This is a genomic window from Methylobacterium sp. Leaf99 (assembly GCF_001422375.1).
Taxonomy (GTDB): domain Bacteria; phylum Pseudomonadota; class Alphaproteobacteria; order Rhizobiales; family Beijerinckiaceae; genus Methylobacterium.
Genome location: NZ_LMMU01000001.1, coordinates 762,534 through 785,126 on the forward strand (window position 1 = coordinate 762,534; position 22,593 = coordinate 785,126).

General features: G+C 70.1%; 21 protein-coding genes. 10 read left to right on the forward strand and 11 right to left on the reverse strand.

Annotation, left to right across the window (positions count from 1 at the left end; all coding sequences use genetic code 11):
* Positions 1-80: 80 nt before the first annotated feature.
* The 4 genes from fliI to ASF28_RS03530 form a co-directional block, all read right to left on the reverse strand.
* On the reverse strand, positions 81-1,424 hold the full coding sequence (gene fliI, locus ASF28_RS03515; RefSeq protein WP_056087727.1) for a flagellar protein export ATPase FliI: 1,344 nt from the start codon (positions 1,422-1,424) through the stop codon (positions 81-83).
* A gap of 4 nt (positions 1,425-1,428) precedes the next feature.
* Positions 1,429-2,154, reverse strand: a complete 726-nt coding sequence (flgF, locus tag ASF28_RS03520) for a flagellar basal-body rod protein FlgF (RefSeq protein WP_056087728.1) — start codon at positions 2,152-2,154, stop codon at positions 1,429-1,431.
* A gap of 3 nt (positions 2,155-2,157) precedes the next feature.
* Positions 2,158-3,399, reverse strand: a complete 1,242-nt coding sequence (locus ASF28_RS03525) for a DUF1217 domain-containing protein (RefSeq protein WP_056087730.1) — start codon at positions 3,397-3,399, stop codon at positions 2,158-2,160.
* 108 nt (positions 3,400-3,507) lie between these two features.
* Positions 3,508-4,071, reverse strand: coding sequence for a hypothetical protein (locus ASF28_RS03530; protein ID WP_056087735.1), 564 nt, complete (start codon positions 4,069-4,071; stop codon positions 3,508-3,510).
* Between the two features lie 150 nt (positions 4,072-4,221).
* Here ASF28_RS03530 and ASF28_RS03535 point away from each other — a divergent pair, with 150 nt between their 5' ends.
* Together ASF28_RS03535 and ASF28_RS03540 are read left to right on the forward strand one after the other, a co-directional pair.
* Positions 4,222-4,521 carry a PilZ domain-containing protein gene (locus ASF28_RS03535; RefSeq protein ID WP_056087738.1) on the forward strand — a complete coding sequence of 100 codons (300 nt, stop codon included), beginning with the start codon at positions 4,222-4,224 and terminating at the stop codon, positions 4,519-4,521.
* Positions 4,522-4,803: 282 nt separating this feature from the next.
* Complete coding sequence (locus ASF28_RS03540; RefSeq protein ID WP_056087741.1) at positions 4,804-6,123, forward strand: flagellin N-terminal helical domain-containing protein; 1,320 nt, start codon at positions 4,804-4,806, stop codon at positions 6,121-6,123.
* 176 nt (positions 6,124-6,299) lie between these two features.
* On the opposite strand, the gene ASF28_RS03545 is transcribed toward ASF28_RS03540, so the two are convergent.
* Entirely contained in the window at positions 6,300-6,980 is a 681-nt protein-coding gene (locus tag ASF28_RS03545) for a response regulator transcription factor (protein ID WP_056087743.1), read from the reverse strand.
* A 295-nt stretch (positions 6,981-7,275) separates the two neighbouring features.
* On the opposite strand from ASF28_RS03545, the gene ASF28_RS03550 reads away from it, so the two are divergent.
* The 3 genes from ASF28_RS03550 to ASF28_RS03560 all read left to right on the forward strand — a co-directional run bounded on the left by ASF28_RS03550 (position 7,276) and on the right by ASF28_RS03560 (position 11,102).
* Positions 7,276-7,743, forward strand: a complete 468-nt coding sequence (locus tag ASF28_RS03550) for a tellurite resistance TerB family protein (protein WP_056087746.1) — start codon at positions 7,276-7,278, stop codon at positions 7,741-7,743.
* A gap of 290 nt (positions 7,744-8,033) precedes the next feature.
* Positions 8,034-10,010, forward strand: coding sequence for an acyl CoA:acetate/3-ketoacid CoA transferase (locus tag ASF28_RS03555; RefSeq protein WP_056087748.1), 1,977 nt, complete (start codon positions 8,034-8,036; stop codon positions 10,008-10,010).
* A gap of 171 nt (positions 10,011-10,181) precedes the next feature.
* On the forward strand, positions 10,182-11,102 hold the full coding sequence (locus ASF28_RS03560; protein WP_056087751.1) for a bestrophin family protein: 921 nt from the start codon (positions 10,182-10,184) through the stop codon (positions 11,100-11,102).
* A 49-nt stretch (positions 11,103-11,151) separates the two neighbouring features.
* Here the strand turns inward: ASF28_RS03560 and ASF28_RS03565 are convergent, their stop codons facing one another.
* The 3 genes from ASF28_RS03565 to ASF28_RS03575 all read right to left on the reverse strand — a co-directional run bounded on the left by ASF28_RS03565 (position 11,152) and on the right by ASF28_RS03575 (position 14,291).
* Positions 11,152-11,997 (reverse strand): hypothetical protein, encoded by an 846-nt coding sequence (locus tag ASF28_RS03565; RefSeq protein ID WP_056087752.1) that lies wholly within the window; start codon positions 11,995-11,997, stop codon positions 11,152-11,154.
* A gap of 601 nt (positions 11,998-12,598) precedes the next feature.
* Positions 12,599-13,705, reverse strand: a complete 1,107-nt coding sequence (locus ASF28_RS03570; RefSeq protein WP_056087754.1) for a type II asparaginase — start codon at positions 13,703-13,705, stop codon at positions 12,599-12,601.
* Between the two features lie 226 nt (positions 13,706-13,931).
* On the reverse strand, positions 13,932-14,291 hold the full coding sequence (locus ASF28_RS03575; protein ID WP_056087758.1) for a hypothetical protein: 360 nt from the start codon (positions 14,289-14,291) through the stop codon (positions 13,932-13,934).
* A 99-nt stretch (positions 14,292-14,390) separates the two neighbouring features.
* On the opposite strand from ASF28_RS03575, the gene ASF28_RS03580 reads away from it, so the two are divergent.
* The 5 genes from ASF28_RS03580 (at position 14,391) to ASF28_RS03590 (ending at position 18,096) form a co-directional block, all read left to right on the forward strand.
* Positions 14,391-15,341: a LysR family transcriptional regulator gene (locus ASF28_RS03580; protein WP_056087760.1), complete on the forward strand. Its 951-nt coding sequence runs from the start codon at positions 14,391-14,393 to the stop codon at positions 15,339-15,341.
* Positions 15,342-15,364: 23 nt separating this feature from the next.
* A complete protein-coding gene (locus ASF28_RS22910) occupies positions 15,365-15,529 on the forward strand; it encodes a hypothetical protein (protein WP_187273090.1) in 165 nt (54 codons plus the stop codon).
* Positions 15,530-15,586: 57 nt separating this feature from the next.
* The gene (locus ASF28_RS03585; protein ID WP_056087763.1) at positions 15,587-17,257 is read left to right on the forward strand and encodes an acyl-CoA synthetase; all 1,671 of its coding nucleotides are present in this window, start codon (positions 15,587-15,589) and stop codon (positions 17,255-17,257) included.
* A 318-nt stretch (positions 17,258-17,575) separates the two neighbouring features.
* The gene (locus tag ASF28_RS22250) at positions 17,576-17,785 is read left to right on the forward strand and encodes a hypothetical protein (RefSeq protein ID WP_147711482.1); all 210 of its coding nucleotides are present in this window, start codon (positions 17,576-17,578) and stop codon (positions 17,783-17,785) included.
* A gap of 17 nt (positions 17,786-17,802) precedes the next feature.
* Complete coding sequence (locus ASF28_RS03590) at positions 17,803-18,096, forward strand: hypothetical protein (protein WP_147711481.1); 294 nt, start codon at positions 17,803-17,805, stop codon at positions 18,094-18,096.
* 119 nt (positions 18,097-18,215) lie between these two features.
* Here ASF28_RS03590 and typA read toward each other — a convergent pair whose 3' ends face one another.
* From typA to ASF28_RS03605, 3 genes are all read right to left on the reverse strand, one after another.
* Entirely contained in the window at positions 18,216-20,036 is a 1,821-nt protein-coding gene (typA, locus tag ASF28_RS03595) for a translational GTPase TypA (RefSeq protein ID WP_056087769.1), read from the reverse strand.
* 215 nt (positions 20,037-20,251) lie between these two features.
* Positions 20,252-21,013 carry an alpha/beta hydrolase gene (locus ASF28_RS03600; protein WP_157085335.1) on the reverse strand — a complete coding sequence of 254 codons (762 nt, stop codon included), beginning with the start codon at positions 21,011-21,013 and terminating at the stop codon, positions 20,252-20,254.
* Positions 21,014-21,136: 123 nt separating this feature from the next.
* Positions 21,137-22,528, reverse strand: coding sequence for a hypothetical protein (locus ASF28_RS03605; RefSeq protein WP_056087776.1), 1,392 nt, complete (start codon positions 22,526-22,528; stop codon positions 21,137-21,139).
* Positions 22,529-22,593 lie beyond the last annotated feature (65 nt).

Here is a 22,593-nt window from a genome sequence, read left to right on the forward strand (position 1 = left end):
CCTCGGTTGAGACGGTGGGCCGTGCTGGACGGCACTAGAGGGAGAATGGCTTGCGCGGGGCTGGTCGCGTCCGCGGGACGTCAGCTCCGCAGGGATTGGGCGAGCTCGAGGAAGGCGTCCTCGCTCGGGGCCATGCCGGGCTCCTGGCGCAGGGCCTCGTAGATGCGCGGCACCAGGAGGATGGCCTGATCGAGCTCGGCATCCTCGCCGGCGCGGTAGCCGCCCATGAGCCGCAGGTCCCGGGTCTCCTCGTAGCGCGCCATCATCGCCTTGAGGCGGCGCACGAGTTCGCGCTGCTCCTGCGTCCACACGGCGGTGGCGAGGCGCGAGATCGAGCCGAGGAGATCGACGGCCGGATAGCGGCCCTGCTCGGCGATGGCCCGGTCGAGGACCACGTGGCCGTCGAGGGTGCCGCGGATCGCGTCGGCCACGGGGTCGTTGTGGTCGTCGCCGTCGACCAGCACGGAGAAGATGCCCGTGATGGAGCCCGCCCCGTCGCGGCCGGGTCCGGCCCGTTCGAGGAGGCGCGGCAGGTCCGAGAAGACGCTCGGCGGGTAGCCCCGCGCCACCGCCGGCTCGCCCGCCGCCAGGGCGACGTCGCGGGCGGCATGGGCGTAGCGGGTCACGGAATCGACGATGAGGAGGACGGACTCGCCGCCATCGCGAAACGCCTCGGCGACGGCCATGGCGACCTTGGGCGCCTGGCGCCGCATCATCGGGCTCTCGTCGCCGGTGGAGACCACCACCACGGCCCAGTCGAGATTGGGCGCCATCGGGCCTTCGAGGAATTCGCGCACCTCGCGGCCGCGCTCGCCCACCAGGGCGACGACGACGCTGTCGAAGCCCGTGGCCCCGGCCAGCATGGCGAGCAGGGTCGACTTGCCGACGCCGGAGCCGGCGAAGATGCCGATGCGCTGGCCGAGGCACAGGGGCGTGAACAGATCGAGGGCGCGGACGCCGGTGCGCAGCGGCGCCTCGACCCGGCCGCGCGCCATGGCGGGCGGCGGGGCGGCGTCGACGGGCACGGCGCGCGGCCCCGGGACGAGGGCGCCGCGCCCGTCGATGGGTCGGCCGAGGGCGTCGATGACCCGTCCCTTCCAGCCCGCATGGGGCCGCAGGGTCGGGTCGCCGAGGCGATGGGCCCGCGTGCCGATCCCGGCCTCGATGCGGGCCTCGAACGGCTTCAGGGTGATGCCGCCGGCATCGATGCGCACCACCTCGCCGACCTGATCGCGGCCGCCGGCGGAGAACCCCATCCGGTCGCCGAGCTTGAGGAAGGGGGCGACGCCCCCGACCCGGGCGGCGGTGGCGGTGACCTCCTGGATCGGCCCCGAGACCCGGACCAGGGGCAGGGCCTCGCGCCCGGACGCGAGGGCGGCCGTGAGGCGGTCGAGCACGTCGGGCCCGGTCGAATCGCCCTGCATCGTCCTAGCCCTGCGGGCTCAGGGAGCGGATGGCGCCCTGGAACGACGTCTCGGTCTCGGCGGTGAGGGTGGCCGCGCTCTCGAAGGCGCGCTGGATGGTGATGAGCTTGGTCATCTCCAGGATCGGGTTGACGTTGGAGCCCTCGACGAAGCCCTGGACCATGCCGATGCGGGTGAAGTCCTGCACGGGCCGGGCCGGCAGGCTCGACGCGACGGCGTTCGATTCCGCCCGCCGCAGGGTCCCCTTCGGGTCGAGGGTGAACAGCCCGATGGACCCGACCTGATTCACCCCCTGCGAGACGCTGCCGTCGCGGCCGATGGTCGGCGGCCCCTGCTGGGGATCGAGGAGGATCGGGCCGCCGCCGGCGTCGAGCACCGGCAGGCCGCTGACGTTGCGCAGGCGGCCGGTGGCGTCCATCGTCAGGCGGCCGTCGCGGGTGTAGACAGGCCCGTTCGCGCCGCCGACGCTGAGCCAGGCATCGCCCTGGATGGCGACGTCGAGGGGCGAGTCGGTCTTGGTCACCGGGCCGGACCGGGTCTGGATGTAGGTGTCGCCCGAGGAGGCGAAGGCGATGGGACCCTTGCTCGCCTGGGCGAGGAGGGCCGAGAACTTGGTGTCCTCGGCGCGGTAGCCGGAGGTGGCGAGGTTGGCCACGTTGTTGGCCACCGCGTTCATGCGCTTCTCGACGGCGATCTGGCCCGAGAGGGCGACGTAGAGCCCGTTCTGCATGGGTCAGGCGTTCCCGAACAGGGCGAGGATCGGATCGGACGCGGTGTTGGTCTTCGCGTCCCAGATGGCGGTGAAGCTCTTGATGAAGGCGTCGAGCTTCTGCGGGTCCTTGAAGCTCGCGAGATCGACCTTGCGCTCGATGATGGCGGCCTGCCGGACGAGGGCGTCGGACGAGGTCCCGCCGTCGGGCAGGCCCAGGACGGTCTTGACCACCTGCGACAGGGCCGAGTCGCCCAGGATCGCGTAGCCCGTCGTGGCGCCGCCCGCCATGCGGGCGAAATAGAGGGCGAGGCGGACCCCGGTGTCCTCGCTGCCCGCGTCGCTCTCCAGGGTCTGGCGCAGGTAGGCCTCGGTGACGCTCTTCGCCCGCGCGTCGGGGGGCAGGCTCGTGCCGAAGCCGATGTTGAGGGCGGTCCGACCCGCATCCGGCAGGGGGGCGTTCTGGATCGTCACCGTCCGGTTCGCCCCCCCGGCATCGTAGTAGGCGTCGGCACCGGCACCGGTCCCGCCGGGCGCGCCGTCGACGCCCAGGCTGGTATAGGCCGTCGTCTCGAAGGTCAGGATGCGCTTCGACGTGTTGGTGAGGAGGTCGGTTTCGGTGACGAGGGCGGCCCGGACCTTGCCCGTGAGCTGGGCGTCGCCGGAGGCCTCGATCTGGGCGTTGATGGCGTCCACGATGTCGTCGCCGGTGACCCGCTTGAGGTCCGGCACGGCCGCCGCCAGGGTCTGCTTCGACAGGACGATGGTGGCCGACTTCGTCGTCGTGGCATCGACCTGGCTGGAGAGCCGGAAGCTCACGGCGTTCGCGCCGGAGAAATCGAGGGGGCCGGAGAGGTCCAGGGTGCCCTTCAGCCGGGCCGGCTGCGGCGCGCTCAGGCCGCTGGTGGTGACCTTGGCCGCTTGGCCGCTGGCGGTGGCGCCCACGGCGAAGTCGAAGGCCCGGGCGAAGGCGACGTAGCGGTCGTCGGCGAGGCGGTTGGCGAAGCTCGTCGCCGAATCCGCCCCCTCCGTCAGCACCTTGCGCATGAACGCCTTGGCGTAGGTCATCTCCTCGAGGCCGAAGGCCTTCATGGCGTAGGCGTAGAGCCGGCGGTCGCCGAGGAAGTCGTCGATGGACTTCACGGCCCCGATCCTGGCCTCGAAATACGCGGTCTCGCGCGCGATCACGGGGGACGCGGCCTTGCGCGCCAGGGTGGCCGGCAGGTCCTTCGTGATCAGCGCGTAGTTGGTGAAGGTGCTCAGCACGCGAGGGGCTCCCGGTCGGCGGCCCGGGGGGCTCGCGCGCGGCGGATGGGGCGGATGGGGCCGACACCGGCCGTCATCGGTGCCGTGGCCGTGTTGGGCCGGCGCGGCTCAGAGCCGCGTCGGCCCGATGATGGTCTCGGAGGTCACGACGACCCAGCCGGCGCCCGTCGGCTGGATCGAGATCACCCGGCCGGCGCCGGGCAGGACGGCGCCCGGCACGATCTGCCTCAGGCCGTTCGGGCCCTCCACCCAGGCCCCGTCGCCGGCGACCCGGCGCAGGACGTAGCCGCGCGCCGCGACGCCGGGCTCCGTCCGGTCCGCCGCCTCGGAGCGGGCCTCGCCGGGGCGGATTTCGACGGGAGCCGGACGGTCGGCCAGCGCGCCAGTGGTCGTCGGGTCGAGGTCGAGGGCGGCGGTCCGGCTCGGCGCGACGCCTTGCTTCCAGGCGAAGGCGCCGATGGACGCCGGCAGGAAGCGCTGCACGGCGTAGTCGCGCGCCCCGCCCGCAATGGTGTAGGCGGCGAAGGCGCCGGAGACGACGGCGAGCCCGAGGCAGATGCCGATGGCGGCCCGCTCGAAGGCGGCGTCGCGGGCGCGCCGCAGGGCCTGCGCCCCGGCGAGGGGACGGCGATGGGCGGGCGCGGCGGAAGCGGGGATGAGGCGGACGGGCATGGCGCCTGGAGCGGAGAGATTCTTGGTGCCGACAGTTTTGCCCGGATATGGTTTACAAATGGTTAACGCCAAAGTCAGGACGGCCTCTCCACTGATAAACCGTTAACGTGCTAGGCTAATATCCGCCGCCGGCGGCGCGAGGTGGGGTGAATGGGCGACGAACCGAATGGAACCGCCCGGGGCGCCGAGGCGCCGCGCGCGCGCCGGCGCCACCGGGTGATGCAGCAGGGCCGGATCGTGCTCGGACCGGACACCCTGCTCCCCTGCGTGGTGCGCGATCTCTCGTCGGCGGGCGCCAAGATCGTGCTGGCGCGCCCGGTTCGCCTGCCGGACGCCTTCGACCTCGTCATCGCCGCCCACGACCTCCGGACCGTCGCCGTCCGCCTGCGCTGGCAGAGGGGCGAGGTCGCCGGGGTGCGGTTCGCGACGGCGGACGACGCCGCGACCTGATGCGACGCGCTTTAAGCGCTTGCTAACGCGCGCGGGTCATAGTGCCTCCATCGACCAACGGTCTTCCCCATCGGAGCCGGCGCGAGTTCGATGCGAGTGCAGTGGAGGGATCTTTCCAGGTCCCAGACATGATGTCGTCCCACTGGTCCGGCGAAAACCCGGAATGTAATGTCTTTCGACCTGTGATCGGTGACTCTCTTCATCGGCTAAGCTCGCGAGACTTCGGCTAGACGCCGAGTTACAAAAACTCCCGCAGAATTCCAGTTCCGGATCACACCCGCCATGACCAGCCTGCTGACCAACAACGCCGCGATGACGGCGCTGACGACCCTCAAGAACATCAGCACTAGCCTCGACATGACCAGCAACCGGGTCTCCACCGGTCAGCGCGTGTCGAGCGCCTCGGACAACGCCGCCTACTGGTCCATCGCCACCACCATCCGCACCGACAACGCCTCGCTCAGCGCCGTGAAGGACTCCCTCGGCCTCGGCTCGTCGTCCGTCGACACCGCCTATAACGGCGTCAACAGCATCCTCTCGAACCTGCAGAACCTGCGCCAGAAGCTGCAGACGGCCCTGAGCCCGACCGTCGATCGCTCGAAGATCCAGACCGAGATCGTGACGATCCAGAGCCAGATGAAGGCGACGGCCGACTCGTCCATCGCCAGCGGCCAGAACTGGCTGTCGGTGAACTCCGCCGACACCACCGTGTACAAGGCCGAGCAGCAGGTCGTCGCCGGTTTCGCCCGCGACAAGACCGGTCACATCGAGTTCTCGATGGTCAAGATCGACGTCGCCGGCATCCAGCTCTACGACGCCGCGCCCAGCGCGACGGCCGCAACCTCCGCCAAGGTCGTGGCCGGCACGGCCCTGACCGGAACCCTCGACTTCAGCGGCACCAACGAAGCCACGCTGACGGTCAAGGTCGGCGCGGCCGCCGCCACCGACATCGTGCTGACGGCCGCCACCCTGACGGCCCACGCCGCCAATCTCACCAAGGTGACCAAGGAAGAGCTGCTCTCGGCCATCAACGCCACGATCACCAACACGGCGGCCCTCACCGGCGTCAAGGCCTCCCTCGACTCGGCCGGCCGCATCACCTTCGAGACCACCACGACGGGCGCGGCCGCGGCCCTCGTGGTCAACGACAAGACCGCCGCCGGCACCGACATCGGCTTCGGCATCGCCCCCGCGACGGTCTACTCGGGCGCGGGCACGGCCGCGACGGGCACCGGCGCCGGCGGCATCCTCGACAAGGGCCCGGCCGGCTCGTCCGTGGCCACCCTGTCGATCTTCACCTCTGGAGTCGCCGCCACCGACGCCGACGTCAAGAGCTACATCGACATCGTCGACAAGGCGATCGCCTCCGTGACCAACGCCGGCACCAAGCTCGGCGCCAGCAAGACCCAGATCGACGGCCAGAAGGCCTTCGTCGACACCCTGATGAAGGCCAACGACCGCACCATCGGTACCCTCGTCGATGCCGACATCGAGGAGGAGTCGACGAAGCTCAAGGCCCTGCAGACCCAGCAGCAGCTGGCCGTCCAGGCCCTCAGCATCGCCAACAGCGCTAGCCAGAACGTCCTGACGCTGTTCCGGTAAGAGCGCCGCCCTCCCCGGGCTCCGGCCCGGGGACGGCACCGGCCGAACCAAAACCCGCGCTCCCTCCGGAGCGCGGGTTTTTTCGTCGGAGCCGGGGGACGCGGGGTCTCGGCCGACGCGGGGTTTCTGCCGACGCGAAGTCTCAGCCGATGCGAAGTCTCAGCCGACGCGGGGTTTCAACCGATGAAGGTGTATCCGGCCAGGCGCTTGGCCTCGATGGGGTCGTAGCCGAGGCGCAGCCGCAGCTTCTTGCGCAGCTTGCTGATGTGACCCTCGACGACGCTCTCCTCCACGTCGCTGCCGTGATCGGCGTAGACGGCGTTGAAGATCTGGACGCGGCTGAGCTGGCGGCCGCGGTTGCGCGCGAAGTACTCGAGGATGTGGCGCTCGCGCCGGGGCAGCGTCAGGTTCTCGCCGTCGATCTCCGGGTCGCGGCCGTCGGCGTAGACCTTGAGGCGGCCGGCCTTGTCCTGGGCGGGGACCCGGACCTCGCCCCGGCCCATGCGGCGGCGGATCGCCTCGGCGCGGGCGAGGATCTCGCGGACGTGGACGGGGCGGCGCACCACGTCGTCGATGCCGGCGGTGAACAGATCGAGGGTCTGCTCCAGGGAGCGGGTCTCGTTGAGGGCGATGATCGGGGCGTGCGACAGGCTGCGGATGGCGACGGTGTAGCGGGTCCGGCCCGCGGATTCGCCGAGCACGAAGCCCTGGACCGCGTCGAGGTCATCGGCCGGGGTGGTGTCGAGCCAGGCCTGGAACGTGTCGGCGGCGAGGCTGCGGGCCGTCACGCCCTGGGCACCGAAGCCGGCGACGGTCTCGGTCGCCACGCTGCTCCGCTCATCGACCACGATGTACATGCCGCCGTCTCTTTCCGCGCACGGGAGTTCGTTCGGCCGATCATGGCCGCGCGTCCCTTTAGTCTTCGATTGTCTTGGATCTCGCTTTGCGAAACTGCAGAGGAACTTGGGCGGCTCTGACGAGACTCGAATTTATCTCGGCAGATCGCTCCGGCTCGGCGCCGTTTCGTGGTATCGTTTTGTTAAGGAAATGGTTAATTTTTTGTTAAGCAGGGCCGGCGCCGGTCACCAACCGGTCATCTGTTGCAGCGCCGCATCACGGGTGCGGATCACCGAGCCCTCCGCAGGAGACACCATGGGACTGTTCCAGGACCTCGTCGGTCGCTTCACCCAGAACGTGACGGCCTATGTCGGCGACCGGACGCTGATGGAGGCGGCGGTCTCCGCCGCGGCCAACGTCATCCTGGCCGATTCCGAGATCGACGAGGAGGAGGTCGAGGCGGCGCTGGCCGGCATGCGGGCCAACCCGATCCTCGAGAAGGGCTACGACACCCTGAAGCTGGAGGGCGAACTGTTCGAGGGCCTCGACCGGGCGCGCACCCGCGCGGGGCGGGCCGAGAACCTGCGCCACGTCGCGGCGATCCGCGAACGCGACGACGGCCAGCGCGCGGCCGTGTTCCTCATCGCGGCCGACGTCGCCGACCAGGCCGGCATCAGCACCGTCGAGCATGGGGCCCTCTCGGAGATCGCCGAAGCCCTCGGGGTGGACAAGGACCGGCTGCTGCAGGGCCATGCCGGCGCCGGGCGCCCCCACAGCGAATAATGTATAATTCGAAGATGGACAGCCATCTCGCCAGTCCTGACCGGGGTCCGTGACCGCCCCGGCCCGGTCTGCGGCGGCGAAACACGCCGCCGCGACAGTCCGGCCAGGCCTGAACTGTGCGCCGCAACAGAACGGAAACGCATCGCAACACGGCCAGGGGCACCCTTGCGAAGTGGAGACGCGATCTCTACGCTCGCCCGAGCCAACAAGACTTCCACGGCACCGAAACCGGCAGAATAAATCCTGCCGCCTGACATCGAGAGTGGAGGCACGGGGAGGATCACGGGGCCATGAAGAAAAATAAGGTCATCTCGGCGGAAGAGGCCATCGCGCTCATCCGGCAGAACGACGTCGTGACCACCACGGGCTTCGTCCAGAGCTGCATTCCGGAGGCGCTGCACGCCGCCCTGGAGAAGCGCTTCGTCGACACCGGCGCCCCGCGCGACCTCACCCTGATCATGACGGCGGGTGCCGGCGACAGCAAGGGCCTCGGCACCGGGCGCCTGCACCACGAGGGCCTCCTGAAGCGCGTCATCGCGGCCAATTTCGGCCGGATGCCGAAGGTCGCCAAGGCGGCCCAGGAGAACAAGATCTTCGGCTACAACCTGCCCCAGGGCGTGATCTCGCAGCTCTACCGCGCCTGCGCCGCCGGCCAGCCGGGGCTGTTCTCCAAGGTCGGCCTGCACACCTACGTCGACCCGCGCCACGGCGGCGGCCGCGTCAACACCCTGACGCAGGACGAGATCGTCAAGGTGGTGGAGGTCGATGGCGAGGAGTGGCTGTTCTACACCGCCACCAAGATCGACGTCGCCTTCATCCGCGGCACCTCCGCCGATCCCGCCGGCAACATCTCCTTCGAGAAGGAGGCCCTGACCCTCGACTGCCTCGCCCAGGCCATGGCGGCCCGCAACAACGGCGGCATCGTCATCGCCCAGGTCGAACGCATCGTCGACGACGGCTTCCTGCTGCCGAAGGACGTGCGGGTGCCCGGCATCCTTGTCGACTGCGTGGTGCTGGCCGAGCCCGAGATGCACCGCATGAACTACGGCGTGCAGCATGATCCGGCGCTGGCCGGCCAGATCCGCGTGCCGGTGACGGGCATGAAGAAGATGCCGCTCGATGCCCGCAAGATCATCGCCCGGCGCGCCGCCTTCGAGCTGCCGCCCAACGGCGTGGTCAACCTCGGCGTCGGCGCGCCGGAGGGCATCTCGGCGGTGGCCAACGAGGAGAAGGTGACGCCCTACATCACCCTCACCACGGAGGCCGGGGCGGTGGGTGGCGTGCTGGCCAGCGGGTCGAGCTTCGGCGCGGCGACGAACGCCGACTGCGTCATCGACCAGAACCAGATGTTCGACTTCTACGACGGCGGCGGCCTCGACATGACCTGCCTGGGTCTGGCCGAGTGCGACCAGCACGGCAACGTCAACACCAGCATGTTCGGCGGCCGCCTCAACGGCTGCGGCGGCTTCATCAACATCTCGCAGAACGCCCGCTGCGTCGTCTTCGCCGGCACCTTCACGGTGGGCGGCCTCGAGACCGTGGTGGAGGACGGCCAACTCCGCATCGTCACCGAGGGCCGCGCGCAGAAATTCCTGCCGCAGGTGGAGCAGGTCACCTTCAGCGGCTCCTACGCGCAGAAGCGCTCGCAGCCGGTGATCTACGTCACCGAGCGCTGCGTCTTCCAGCTCACCGACGAGGGGCTGGAGCTCATCGAGGTGGCGCCGGGCATCGACATCGCGCGGGACATCCTGCCCCATATGGGGTTCACCCCCATCATCAAGCAGCCGGCGCTCATGGATGCGCGCCTGTTCCGCGACGAGCCGATGGAACTGCTCGCCGACCTCCTGAACCTCAACCTGTCGGAGCGCGTCAGCTACGATTCCGAGCGCAACATCCTGTTCGTCAACCTCGAGGGCTGGCATGCCCGCGTGAAGAGCGACATCGACGACCTGCGCAAGGTCTTGGTCGGCGCCTGCAAGAAGGCCGGCCAGCGCGTCAACTCCGTGGTCAACCACGACGGGTTCCGCATCAACGAGAACCTTTACGACGACTACGCGAGCATGATCCAATACTTGGCGGCGAACTACTACGCGACCACCACCCGCTACGCCACGAGCGCGTTCCTGCGCCTCAAGATGGAGGAGGCGCTGAACCGCCGCGGCCTCGCCCCCCACGTGTTCGAGCGCAAGGAGGACGCCCACGCCTTCGTCGACGGCCTCGACAAGAAGGTCCGCCGCGCCTCCACGGCCATCGCGTCGGCGGCGTAGAAAAACCCTCTCCCCCCTGCGGGAGAGGGTTGTCGCGGAGCGACCGGGAGGGGGGCAGCGCCGCTTTCTCCGGAAAAACCTGAGCTGGCCCCTCTCCCGCCGGCTCCGCAGGCACCCTCCCCCGCAAAGGGGGGAGGGTTTTCGCGCTCGAATACCGAAGCACCCCAAAGAATGATCGTCCGTTCGCGTCCGGGGCTCCTGACGATCCTGTTCACCCTGCGCGGCTCGATCCTGCCGCAGGTGGCGCCCAAGGTCCTCGGCATCACCGCCGTGGCGGCCGGCGTGACGGCGGCGGAGATGCGCTGGCCCGAGGCGTTTCCCATCACCGCCGGGGTCGGGCCGTTCACCCTCATCGGCCTGGCCCTGTCGATCTTCCTGAGCTTTCGCAATGGCGCCTGCTACGACCGCTGGTGGGAGGCGCGCCGGGCCTGGGGCGCGCTCATCGTCGAGACGCGGGGCATCGCCCGCCTGCTCGCCGCCCTCCTGCCGGAGCCGGCACAGGCGGATCTGCGCCGGCGCGTCCTGCGGCGGCTGTCGGGGTTCGCCCACGCCCTCCACGCGCAGGTGCGGGGCGGCGACGAGGTCGCGGCGGCCGCGCCCTGGCTCCCGCCCGGGGAGGCCGATTCCATCGCCCGCAAGCCGAGCCCGGCCGACGCGGTGCTGGCGCATCTCACCGCCGACCTCGCCGGCGCCTACCGATCGGGCGCCCTCACGGACGTGCTGTTCGGGGTGCTGGAGCAGCGCGTCGCGGCCCTGTCCCAGGCCCAGATCGTGTGCGAGCGCATCCACGGCACGCCCCTGCCCTTCGCCTACACTCTGCTCCTGTACCGGACGGCGTGGCTCTACTGCCTGCTGCTGCCGTTCGGGCTCGCCGCCTCCCTCGGCTGGGCGACGCCGCTCGCCGTGGCGCTGGTCGCCTACACCTTCTTCGGCCTCGACGCGCTGGGCGACGAACTCGAGGAGCCCTTCGGGACGGAGCCCAACGACCTGCCCCTCGACGCCCTCCTGCACACCCTCGACGGCATCGTCCTCGACGCCCTCGGCGAACCGGCGCCGCCAGCGCTCAAGCCGGAGCGGTACTGGCTGACGTGAGGGAGCGACCGCGCCGGCGGCAAGTCAGCGCCCGACGGCGAAGCGCCGCTCACAGCTTGGGGGGGGCCGTCCCGGGGGCGTCGTCGGCGGCGCGCTTGTCGATGACGGCGGCGAAGTCCTCCGGCGACTTGTCGAGGAACTCGTCCAGGGCCGCCTGGAACTTCGCCTTGTCCTTCTCGCCGGGGCAGCGCGGCTCGGCGCGGCCGGCGACCGCCTTGGCGATCTCGGCCTCGATGGCCGCCATCTCCCTGCGCAGGGATTGGATCTTCGCGTCGAAGGCCGTGCGCTGCTTGCCCGTCGTCGCGACGTCGCATTCCTTGATCGCCGCCTCCATCAGGGCGCCGAGGTGGTAGCTCTTGATCCGGGCCTCGGACGGCAGGGACGGCGATGGAGCCGGCGCGACGGGGGTCACGTCGCAGCGGCGCAGGGATTCGTAGGCTTCGGGGAAGCCGGCGAGGTCGAAATCGCCGTCGGCACCGTCAAGCTTCAGGATCATCTTCTTGGCGGCGAGCATCTGCGGCATCAGCGTCGCCGGGACCGTCGTGGTCAGGCTCGTCCCGTCGCCGGTCCAGGTGTGCCTGGAGAGGGCGACGCGCTTGTCCAGCATCAGGGGAACGCGGACCTTCTCGTTCTTGTCCCAGGTCCAATGCTCGTAGATGAACGTCATCATGGCCTGGTCGTCGGCCAGCGCGAAGACCAGGACGTTCACGGCGTTGCCGTCGTCGGGGTCCTTGTAGGACTTGCTCATGAGGCAGGTCGAGCCGTTCGTCCCCGGGGCCGAGCGCTCGATATCCCACCCCTTGGCCTTCTCGAACGGGATCTCGCCGGCGCCGTGGGCCGACGCGGCGAAGAGGTTGAGGGCCGCCAGGCCCGCGACGAGGAAGAGATGTCTCAAGACTGCCTCCGGGCGGCCCGTGGCAGCCGTCTGCGGTGCAGGGTGCGCCGGGAGGCCTTACGGTTCGATTGAGAGGCGGCGAGAAGATCGAAGACTGTTCTCGCTCGATCACCCCGGATCGTAGCGTCGCGACGGGCCCCCTCTCCTGTTTGGGCTACGGCATTCACACATCTCGCGGGCAGCACGGGTCCCCTCTCCTGGAAGGAGAGGGACAGGGTGAGGTGTGTGACCTTTTCGGAGAGTCCAAACACCTCACCCCAACCCTCTCCTTTCAGGAGAGGGAGCACCGGTGGGCCTTACGCCCGTATCCGGATGCAGTCCGGTGTCCTGCCGCTGCACGGAATCGGCCCATTCGCAGTTGTGTGAATCCGGTAGCCTGTTTGGGACAGGGTTGGGGTGAGGTGTGCGAACTCTCCGGAGACTCCACACACCTCACCCTGTCCCTCTCCTTCCAGGAGAGGGGACCGGCGCTCCACCTCAGATCGCCGGACACGCTCGATTGTCCGAACCAATCGGCCGGAGTCGGCCGGAGTTCGCATGACGGGTCGACAACGGGCCCGTGCCGAGGGCACCCGCCGCCAGCCTCCGACCGCAAGCCCCCTCAATACTCCCAAAAAATCCGCTGCAGTTCCTTCGAATCCTGCGTCTTGGTGAGCGCGACCGCAGCCAGAATCTTGGCCTTCTGCGGGTTGAGGTCGTGGGCCACCACCCAGTCGTACTTGTCGTCGGGCTGCTCGGCGTTGCGCAGGACGAAGCCGTCGCCGACGCGCGACGAGCGGATGATCTGAACGCCCTTTTGGCGGAGGTCCTTCAGGGTGTCGACGAGGTAGCCGGCCACCGACCCGTTGCCGGTGCCGGCGTGGATGATCGCCTTGGCGCCGCCCGCGACCGCCGTGGTGTAGGGCTCGGGGTGCATGTTGCCCGAGCCGTAGACGATGGCGACGTCCGGCAGGGCATCGATGGTGTCGATGTCGAATTCCGAGGTGGTGCCGTGGCGCTTCACCGGGGCGCGGAACCAGTAGGTCTTGCCCTCCACCACCATGCCCAGCGGTCCCCACTGGCTGAAGAACGCCGAGGGCTTGATGTTGACGCGCTTGGTGCTGTCGCGCCCGGCCTGGATCTCGTCGTTCATGGTCAGCAGCACGCCCTTGGCGCGCGCGTCCCTGGCGCCCGCCACCACGACGGCGTCGAGGAGGTTGAGGGCGCCGTCGGCGGAGATGGCGGTGGAGGGCCGCATGGAGGCGACCATGACGATGGGCTTGTCGGTCTTCACCACGAGGTCGAGGAAGTAGGCCGTCTCCTCCACGGTGTCGGTGCCGTGGGTGACGACGACGCCGTCGACGTCGTCGCGCTTCACCAGGGCCGAGACCTGCTTCGCCAGCTGGATCAGCTGGGCGTTGGTGAAGCTCTCCGAGGCGATCTGGAACGCCTGCTCGCCGCGCACCTCCGCCACCCCCGCGATGGCCGGCACGGCGGCGATGAGCTTGTCCACCGGTACCTTCGCGGCCTGGTAGGTGGCGCTGTTGGCGGCATCCGCCCCGGCGCCCGCGATGGTGCCGCCGGTGGCGACGATGACGACGCGGGGTTTGCCCGAGGCGGCCGGCGCCGTGGTGCCGGGGGCGGCCGGGGCCGGACCTTCCAGGGCCGCGGCGGGGAGGCTTCCCGCCAGGATGAGGGCCAGGAGGGTGGCCGGTGCGGTGCGTCGCATGAATCGGTCCTGCGTCGGTGGCGGTCTGCGGCCATTGTGGCCCGCGCGGCCGCCCGCGCCCAGGCGAAAAAGACGGCGCTGCGCGCCTTTCCCGGTGCAGCCTGCCCGGCTTGTCACCGGAAACGAAACCCCCTCGCCGGCCGGTCCTGGCCGGCGGGGAGCCGGGCACAAAAAAACCCTCCCGGCCTGTGCGGCCGAGAGGGCGGGGGTCGGCAACCGCGGACCTCTAGTTGAGGGCCGCCGCTTCCCGGGTCGGAGCGGGGCGCGGGCGGGACACCGCGACGGTGTCGCCGGTGCGGCTGATCTCGACGGCATCGGCGGCGGCGCCGAACTCCTGCGGGGTCGAGAGGGTCACGCTCTGGCCGGAGGCCAGGACCGTCTCGAAGCGGACGGCGCGGGCGGCGTCCGTGCGGGCCAGGGTCACGACGACCCGGTAGCCCTTGGGCTCGGCGGTGTAGTAGGCGACGCCCGCGAGGTCGCCGAGGCTGACGCTGCCGCCGTCGAGGGGCTTGATGGTCTCGGCCGAGGCGGTGCCCGTGAGGGCGACGACGAGGGCGGCGGCGGCGGTGAAGGTCCGGAAGGTCATGGTGTCGGGTCTCGCTCTGTGTGCGAAGGGTCGGTGTGCCCTTGCGTTGAAGCGAATATGCGGTGCAGTGCAGCATGGATCAAACAGAACGTATCGATAATGACTATTGATCACGTCGATCTCACCCGCATCGACCTGAACCTGCTGGTGGCCCTCGACGCCCTGCTGTCCGAGCGCGGCGTCACCCGCGCGGCGGCCCGCATCGGCATCGGCCAGTCGGCCATGAGCTCGTCGCTCGCCCGCCTGCGCCTCCTGTTCGGCGACGAACTCCTGACCCGGGCCCCCGAGGGCATGCGCCCGACGCCCCGCGCCCTGGCCCTGGCCGAGCCCGTCCGCACCCTGCTGCGGCAGGTGCAGTCCCTGGTCCGGCGCGACGCGGTGTTCGATCCGCGCACGGTGACCCGCACCTTCACCATCGGCCTGCCCGACAGCGCCGAGGTGCTGCTCGGGCCCCGGCTGCTCGCCTACCTGCGGGCGGAGGCGCCGGGGATCAGCCTGCTGCTGCGCTCCATCGACCGCATCCGCATCCTGCAGGAGCTCGACGCCGACCGGGTCGATCTCGGCATCGGCTTCTTCACGGAGGGGCAGACCCACCACAAGCGCCGCCTGCTCTACCGCGACAACTACCTCTGCATGTTCAACGCCGACCTCGTCGGCATCACGCCGCCGATCTCCCTCGAAGACTACGTCCGCTTCCCCCACATCCTCACCAGCCTGAAGGAGACGGCGCACGGGGTGGTGGACGATGCCCTGGCGAAACGGGGCCTGAGCCGGACGCTGGCGGTGACGACGCCGCGCTTCCTCGCCGTGCCGTTCCTCGTGCGCAGCGCCCCGGTGATCACCACCATGCACGCGCGCCTCGCCACCTTCTTCGCCGGGGCGCTGGGGCTCAGCGTCAGCCCGGCCCCGGTGGCGCTCGAGGACGTGGCGATCTCGATGCTGTGGCACGCCTCCTACGACGACGATCCGGCCCATCGCTGGCTGCGTGCCACGATCCTGCGCCTCACGGAGGCCGACGAGCCGGGCACCGCGTTCGGCGCGGCGCGTTGAGACCGGACACGAGGAGGACGCCCATGGCCGACGATCACGACGAAAAGTCCGACGGGACGGCGAAGAAGCCCGCCAACGTCGCCCCCGACGCGGTGAAGGACCCCAACGAGAAGACCGGCGGCAAGCCCGGCCAGGGCCCGAAGGGCGGCGGCACGCCCGACGACGAGACCGACCCCGGCGGCGGCTGAGCCGGCCATTGTCGGACGGGGGCGGACCGGTACTGTGTCGCCAGAGGGAGACACGCCATGAACGCCCCCGAACTGAACGCCCCCGCTTCGGCTTCGACGGCCGGAACCTCGATCTACGACCGGGATCTCGACAAGAATCCCGCCAACCACCAGCCGCTCACGCCCCTGAGCTACCTCGACCAGGCGGCGCGGGTGTTTCCCGACCACGTCGCGGTGATCCACGGGCCCCTGCGCCGGAGCTACGCCGAGCTCTACGCGCGCAGCCGGCGCCTCGCCGCGGCCCTCGCCGCCCGCGGCATCGGCCGGGGCGACACCGTGGCGGTGATGCTCGCCAACACGCCCGAGATGATCGAGTGCCATTACGGGGTGCCGATGACCGGCGCCGTGCTCAACACCCTGAACACCCGGCTGGACGCCGCCGGCCTCGCCTTCTGCCTCGACCACGGCGAGGCCAAGGTGCTCATCACCGACGGAGAGTTTTCGCACATTGTCGCGTCCGCCCTGGCGCTGGCGGCGGCAAAGCCCCTGGTCGTCGACGTGGACGATCCGGTCTTCACCGGCGCCGGCGTCCCCGTCGGCGAACTCGCCTACGAGGCTCTGCTGGCGGAAGGCGATCCGGACGCCGACTGGGCGATGCCGGCCGACGAGTGGGACGCGATCTCCCTCAACTACACCTCGGGCACCACGGGCGACCCCAAGGGCGTGGTCTATCACCACCGCGGCGCCGCCCTGCTGTCGCTGGGCAACGTCATCACCGGCAATCTCGGCCAGCACCCGGTCTATCTCTGGACCCTGCCGATGTTCCACTGCAACGGCTGGTGCTTCCCCTGGACCCTGTCGGTGGTGGCCGGCACCCATGTCTGCCTCAGGCAGGTGCGGGCCGGGGCGCTCTACGAGTCAATCGCCCGGCACGGCGTCACGCATCTCTGCGGCGCGCCCATCGTCATGCAGCTCCTGCTCGGAGCCTCCGACGCCGAGCGCCGCCCCCTCCCCCACCGGGTCGCCTTCCTGACCGCCGCCGCCCCGCCGCCCCAGGCGGTGCTCGCCGCCATGGGGGAGGCCGGCTTCGACGTCACCCACCTCTACGGGCTCACCGAGACCTATGGCCCCGCCGTGGTCAATGCCTGGCACCGGGACTGGGACGCCCTCGACGCCGACGCCCGCGCGGAGAAGATGGCGCGCCAGGGCGTGCGCTACCCCGTGCTGGAGGGGTTCGACATCCGCGATCCCGAGACCGGCGACTCCGTGCCGGCCGACGGGACGACCCTGGGCGAGGCGATGTTCCGCGGCAACGTGGTGATGCGCGGCTACCTCAAGAACCCGGCGGCGACGCAGGCCGCGTTCAAGGGCGGCTGGTTCCGCTCCGGCGACCTCGGGGTGAAGCACCCGGACGGCTACATCCAGCTGAAGGACCGCTCGAAGGACATCATCATCTCGGGCGGCGAGAACATTTCCTCCATCGAGGTCGAGGACGCCCTGTTCCGCCACCCCGCCGTCGCCTCCGCCGCCGTGGTCGCCCGGCCCGACGCGAAGTGGGGCGAGACCCCCATGGCCTTCGTCGAGCTCAAACCCGGCGCCACCGTGGCGGCCGACGCCCTCATCGCCTGGTGCCGCGAGCGCCTCGCCGGCTACAAGCTGCCGCGCCACATCGTGTTCGGAGACTTGCCGAAGACGGCGACGGGCAAGGTGCAGAAGTATCTGCTGCGGGAACGGGCGAAGGCGGAGTGAGGCCGGACGCATGCGAACTCAACGCGGCCGCGTCGGGGCGAGGAAACCTCGCAAGACTCCCGACCGCCACCGGTCCGGTTTTCGGCATCACCGGAACTTTGAGAGAGACACTTAATCCATCAAACTTAAGTGAAATTCGCTCGGGAACGTTTGTTTCAAGTCTTGCTTGAGTCCACGAGCGTGAAAGCGCCGTACAATTCGTCCCGAACCTGCCCCGAAGCGGCGCCCCGGCTCGGGAGACGCGTGTTTGATGGTGTCTCTTCGTCCGACGCCGTCCTTCCGTACGGTCGGCGAGCCGAGCGGCGATCCGAGACGGTGATGCCGGACACCGCTCGGCAGTTCGCGGCAGAACAGATCGAAACGAGAGGGCGGCAACGCATGGAAACTTCGGCCAAACCCCACTACGGCTCCGAGCAGAAGAGAAAGTCGACGAACCTCCTCTATATCCTGGGGTTCCTGACCGTTCTGATCATCGTCGTGTTCTGCGCCCTGTACTTCTTCGGCCAACGTTTCGGCGTTCCGGTTTGAGGATGCGTCCGATCAACATGATCCGAATGACAGGCGTCGCGGATGTCGGTCCCCGGAGGACGAAGCCCCAGGGGCGACGGTTTCTCGCCACGGCCCTCCTGGGTGTCGGCTCCCTTGCATTGGCCTGTTCCGAGGCCGGCGCGCGTCCGTCCACGGCCGTGCCCCATGCCGATTGGCAGCGGAAATGCGAAGGACGCGCCGAGCACAACAAGATGCGGCAGAAACTGAGGGCGCCGTTCATCAAGCAGTGCGTGGCGGGTTACCGTATCAACGCGGGCAAGGACCTTCAGGCCAAGAAGGAAAAGTTCTAGGCGGGTTCGGTCGATGGCCGTTCCCGCTCCGAAGCACATCGTTCGGGTCGGCTCCCAAACGAAAAAGGCCGGGCGATGAGCCCGGCCTTCGTCGTATTCGAACCGTGAGGCGTGCCGCGTTAAGCGACGCCGCCCGAGCGCTCGAAGCGCTTGCGCTCGTTGGGGTCGAGGTAGGTCTTGCGCAGGCGGATGGACTTCGGCGTGACTTCCATCAGCTCGTCGTCCTGGATCCAGGCGAGCGAGCGCTCCAGGGTCATCCGGATCGGAGGGGTGAGGCGCACGGCCTCGTCCTTCGAGGTGGTGCGGATGTTGGTGAGCTTCTTTCCCTTGAGCACGTTCACCTCGAGGTCGTTCTCGCGGTTGTGCTCGCCGATGATCATGCCCTGATAGACCTTGGCGCCGGGCTCGATCATCATCGGGCCGCGATCCTCCAGGTTCCACATGGCGTAGGCCACGGCCTCGCCCTTGTCGTTGGAGATGAGCACGCCGTTGCGGCGGCCCATCATCTCGCCCTTGTAGGGCTCGTAGGCCTTGAACAGGCGGTTCATGATCGCGGTGCCGCGCGTGTCGGTCATGAGCTCGCCCTGGTAGCCGATGAGGCCGCGGGTGGGCGCATGGAACACGAGGCGCAGGCGGGAGCCGCCCGAGGGCCGCATCTCGATCATCTCGGCCTTGCGCTCGGACATCTTCTGCACGACGACGCCGGAATACTCCTCGTCGACGTCGATCACGACCTCCTCGACGGGCTCGAGCACGCCGCCGTCCTCGTCCTTCGACAGCACCACGCGGGGACGCGACACGGCGATCTCGAAGCCCTCGCGGCGCATGGTCTCGATGAGGATGGCGAGCTGCAATTCGCCGCGACCCGAGACGTAGAACGAATCCTTGTCCTCGGCCTCCTCGATCTTGAGCGTGACGTTGCCCTCGGCCTCCTTGAACAGGCGGTCGCGGATCATGCGGCTCGTGACCTTGTCGCCCTCGGTGCCGGCCAGCGGCGAATCGTTGACGATGAAGGACATGGTGACGGTGGGCGGATCGATGGGCTGGGCCTGGATCGGGGTCTCGACCTGCGGATCGCAGAAGGTGTCGGCGACGGTGCCCTTCACTAGGCCGGCGATGGAGACGATGTCGCCCGCCTCGCCGATCTCGATGGGCGAACGCTCGAGGCCGCGGAAGGCGAGGATCTTCGAGACGCGGCCGGTCTCCACGAGCTTGCCAGTGCGGTCCATGACCTTGATGGCCTGGTTCGGCTTGACCGTGCCGGACGCGATGCGGCCGGTGATGATGCGGCCGAGGAACGGGTTGGCTTCGAGCAGGGTGCCGAGCATCCGGAACGCGCCCTCCTCGACCTTGGCCTGGGGCACGTGGGCGAGCACGAGGTCGAACAGGGGCGCGAGGCCGTCGTCCTGCGAACCGTCGGGCGAGGTCGCCATCCAGCCGGCGCGGCCCGAGCCGTAGAGGATCGGGAAGTCGAGCTGATCGTCGGTGGCGTCGAGGGCCGCGAACAGGTCGAACACCTCGTTCACGACTTCCGTGATGCGGGCGTCGGGGCGGTCGACCTTGTTGATGGCGACGATGGGCTTGAGGCCGATCTTGAGGGCCTTGCCGACCACGAACTTGGTCTGCGGCATCGGGCCCTCGGCGGCGTCGACGAGGACGATCACGCCGTCCACCATGGACAGGATGCGCTCGACCTCACCGCCGAAATCGGCGTGGCCCGGGGTGTCGACGACGTTGACGCGGGTGTCCTTCCAGACGACGGACGTCGCCTTGGCCAGGATGGTGATGCCGCGCTCCTTCTCGAGGTCGTTCGAGTCCATGGCGCGTTCCTCGACGCGCTGGTTCTCGCGGAACGAGCCGGACTGCGACAGCAGCTTGTCGACGAGCGTGGTCTTGCCGTGATCGACGTGGGCGATGATGGCGATGTTGCGAAGCTTCATAGGGTATCCGGAAGCGAGAAGAGCCCGTCACGCGACGGGCCGCAGGAATGCGGCCGGCTGCGCCGGGTCACGGGATCGAGCTATCGCGTCGCAATAGAAGGTGTCGGGCGTTCCGGCAAGGGGTCGCGTCGGCATGCCCCCTCCCCGTCCCGCGCGGGATCGCCGCGCGCGGCCGGCGGCCTTGAGGATTCAGGGCCGGCCGGCGGCCTCCGGGATCAGGGCCTGCCGGCGGCTTCCAGGATCAGGGCCGCGATGGCGTCGGGCTGCGAGATCAGCGACAGGTGGCTCGCCTTCACCGCGATGGTCTTGGCGCCCATGCGCTTGGCCATGAAGCGTTCGAGGTCGGGATCGATGGTCCGGTCCTCCGTCGAGACGGCGTAGAAGCTCGGCTTGGTGCGCCACGCCGCCTGGGTGGTCCTGGCGGCGAGCAGGGCTTTCTCGAAGGGCTGCTGCACCGCGTAGAGCACCTTCGCCCGCGCCTCCGGCAGGTCGCCGGCGAAGTCGCGCAGGAACGCCGCCTCGCCGAGGCGCCCGTATTCGCCGTCGAAGACGATGCCGGCGCTGGCGGGCGGGGTCGGAAACGTCCTGGCGAGGGCCGCGTAATCCTCGCCGGCCTCGGGGGCGCGGGCCGCCACGTAGACGAGGGCCGAGACCTTCGGGTCGATCCCGGCCTCGCTGATGATCATGCCCGCGAAGGAATGCCCGACCAGCACCGTCGGACCATCCTGGCGTGCGAGCACGCGCTGCACCGAGGCCACGGCTTCGTCGAAGGTCGTCAGGGGATTCTGCACGGCCGTCGCGTTGAGCCCCGCCGCCTGCAGGCGCGCGATGACGTCGGACCAGCACGACCCGTCGGCGAACAATCCATGGACGAGGACGACGTTGCGGGCCGCCGGCCCGGGCGCCGCCCCGGCCGGCCGTCCGAGGGACCCGGCACCCGCCAGGGCCAGCAGGGCGAGGACATTTCGACGATCCATCACGATCCCTCCGGCGGAAGGCCGCCACCGCGGGCGTCGGCGCGTTGGGCGACACCCTCCGGGTCTAGGACGGACGGCGGCGCGCGGCCAGGGATTCCGGGGGTCGGTGTCCGGCGGCGGGGGTCACCGTCCCTCCACCGGCCGCACGGACCACGTGCCCCAGTAGACCGGCCGGCCGAAGACCGAGGAGGCGCCCCGTTCCTCGTAGCCCGGGGCGAGGCGGTCGAGCCAGGTGACGAATCCGGCCTTGGCCGAGTAGCTCGCCGGGGTGTCGAGGTTGCCGTAGCGGTCGGTCATCCAGGCATGCTGCGCCCGCCCGAACCGGCCGCCGCCGTCGCCGCCCGAGCGCAGGCCGAGATAGGCCGGGGAGCGCATGATCGCCACGGGCTCGGAATACCAGACGAGGCCGGCGAGCGAGCCGATGGACAGGTCGCCCGTATACTGGACGCAGAGATCCGCCACCGGTCCGTCCATGGTGTTGGCCGGGCGGTTGCAGCTGTAGGCCACGGCCCAGCGGTCCATGCCCTTAGCCTTGGCGACGCGGACCAGGGCCTGCCCCGGCAGGGGCTCGGCGACGAGGCGGGCCGACGACCACGGCCGGTCGGCGGTCAGGTCCGGACTGGTGCGCAGGTAGAGGCCGAGGCGGCGCCGGGCGGGGGGCGCGGCGCAATCGGCGGGCAGCACGTCCGTGTAGAAGTAGTGGTAGACCCGGTCGAGCACGCTGATGGAGCCGACGAGGTCGTGCCGGTCGAAGCCTTCTCCGGGGCAGTTGCCGACGATGGGCGCGCCGGTCTCGTCGAGGACGGCGCTCGGGGCCGGGGCGTCGCCGCCGCGCCGCGACCGGCGCCGGCCGCCCTCGGGGGTGAACGGCACCCAGGCGGGGCCGTCCGCCGCCCGGCCGCGGATGTCGAAGCGCTCGAAATCGGCGGTGCGGGCCTGCATCAGGGCATGGCGGTTTCCGCTCGGGGTCGGGACCGTGGTGAGGAGGAAGACGTAGGTGTAGTCGTCCCCGCTCCAGTCCCGCCCGGCCACCACCATGGGATGGCGCGCGGCGATCCCCTCCGGCGCCGCCTCCGCCGCCTCCGGACTCCGCGCGCGCCCGCGCCTGCGCCCCTCCGGGCGCACGGCCCGGGCCATCTCCCACAGGCGCGCCTGCGTCGGCGGCATCAGCGTGGCGAGCTGCTCGGGCATCGCCCCCGTGCGCACGGAGCCGCCGTCGAGGGGGCTGGTGGCCCGGCGCGCCGGGCAGGCGTCGCCCCGGCGGCCGCCCGCCGGCGCCTCGGCCTGATAGACCACCCGGAGCCGGCCGGCGCGCCCGGCGGTGCGGACGATCTGGACGTTCGCCGCCGATTCGCAGGCACGGGGTGCGAAGAACACGCCTTCGGCCTCGCCGCCCCGGCAGATCTCCAGGGCGCCGCCGGCCGTGGGAAAACAGGCCGGATCGGGGGCCTGGGCCGCGACGGGCATCGCCCACGGCGCGAGGCCCGCGGCGACGGGCAGGAGCGCCCGGGTCATGCGGTGGCGCGCGGGACGGGGCGAGGGCGGTCGGAAGCGGAGCTGTGTCACAATCCGGCGTGGTA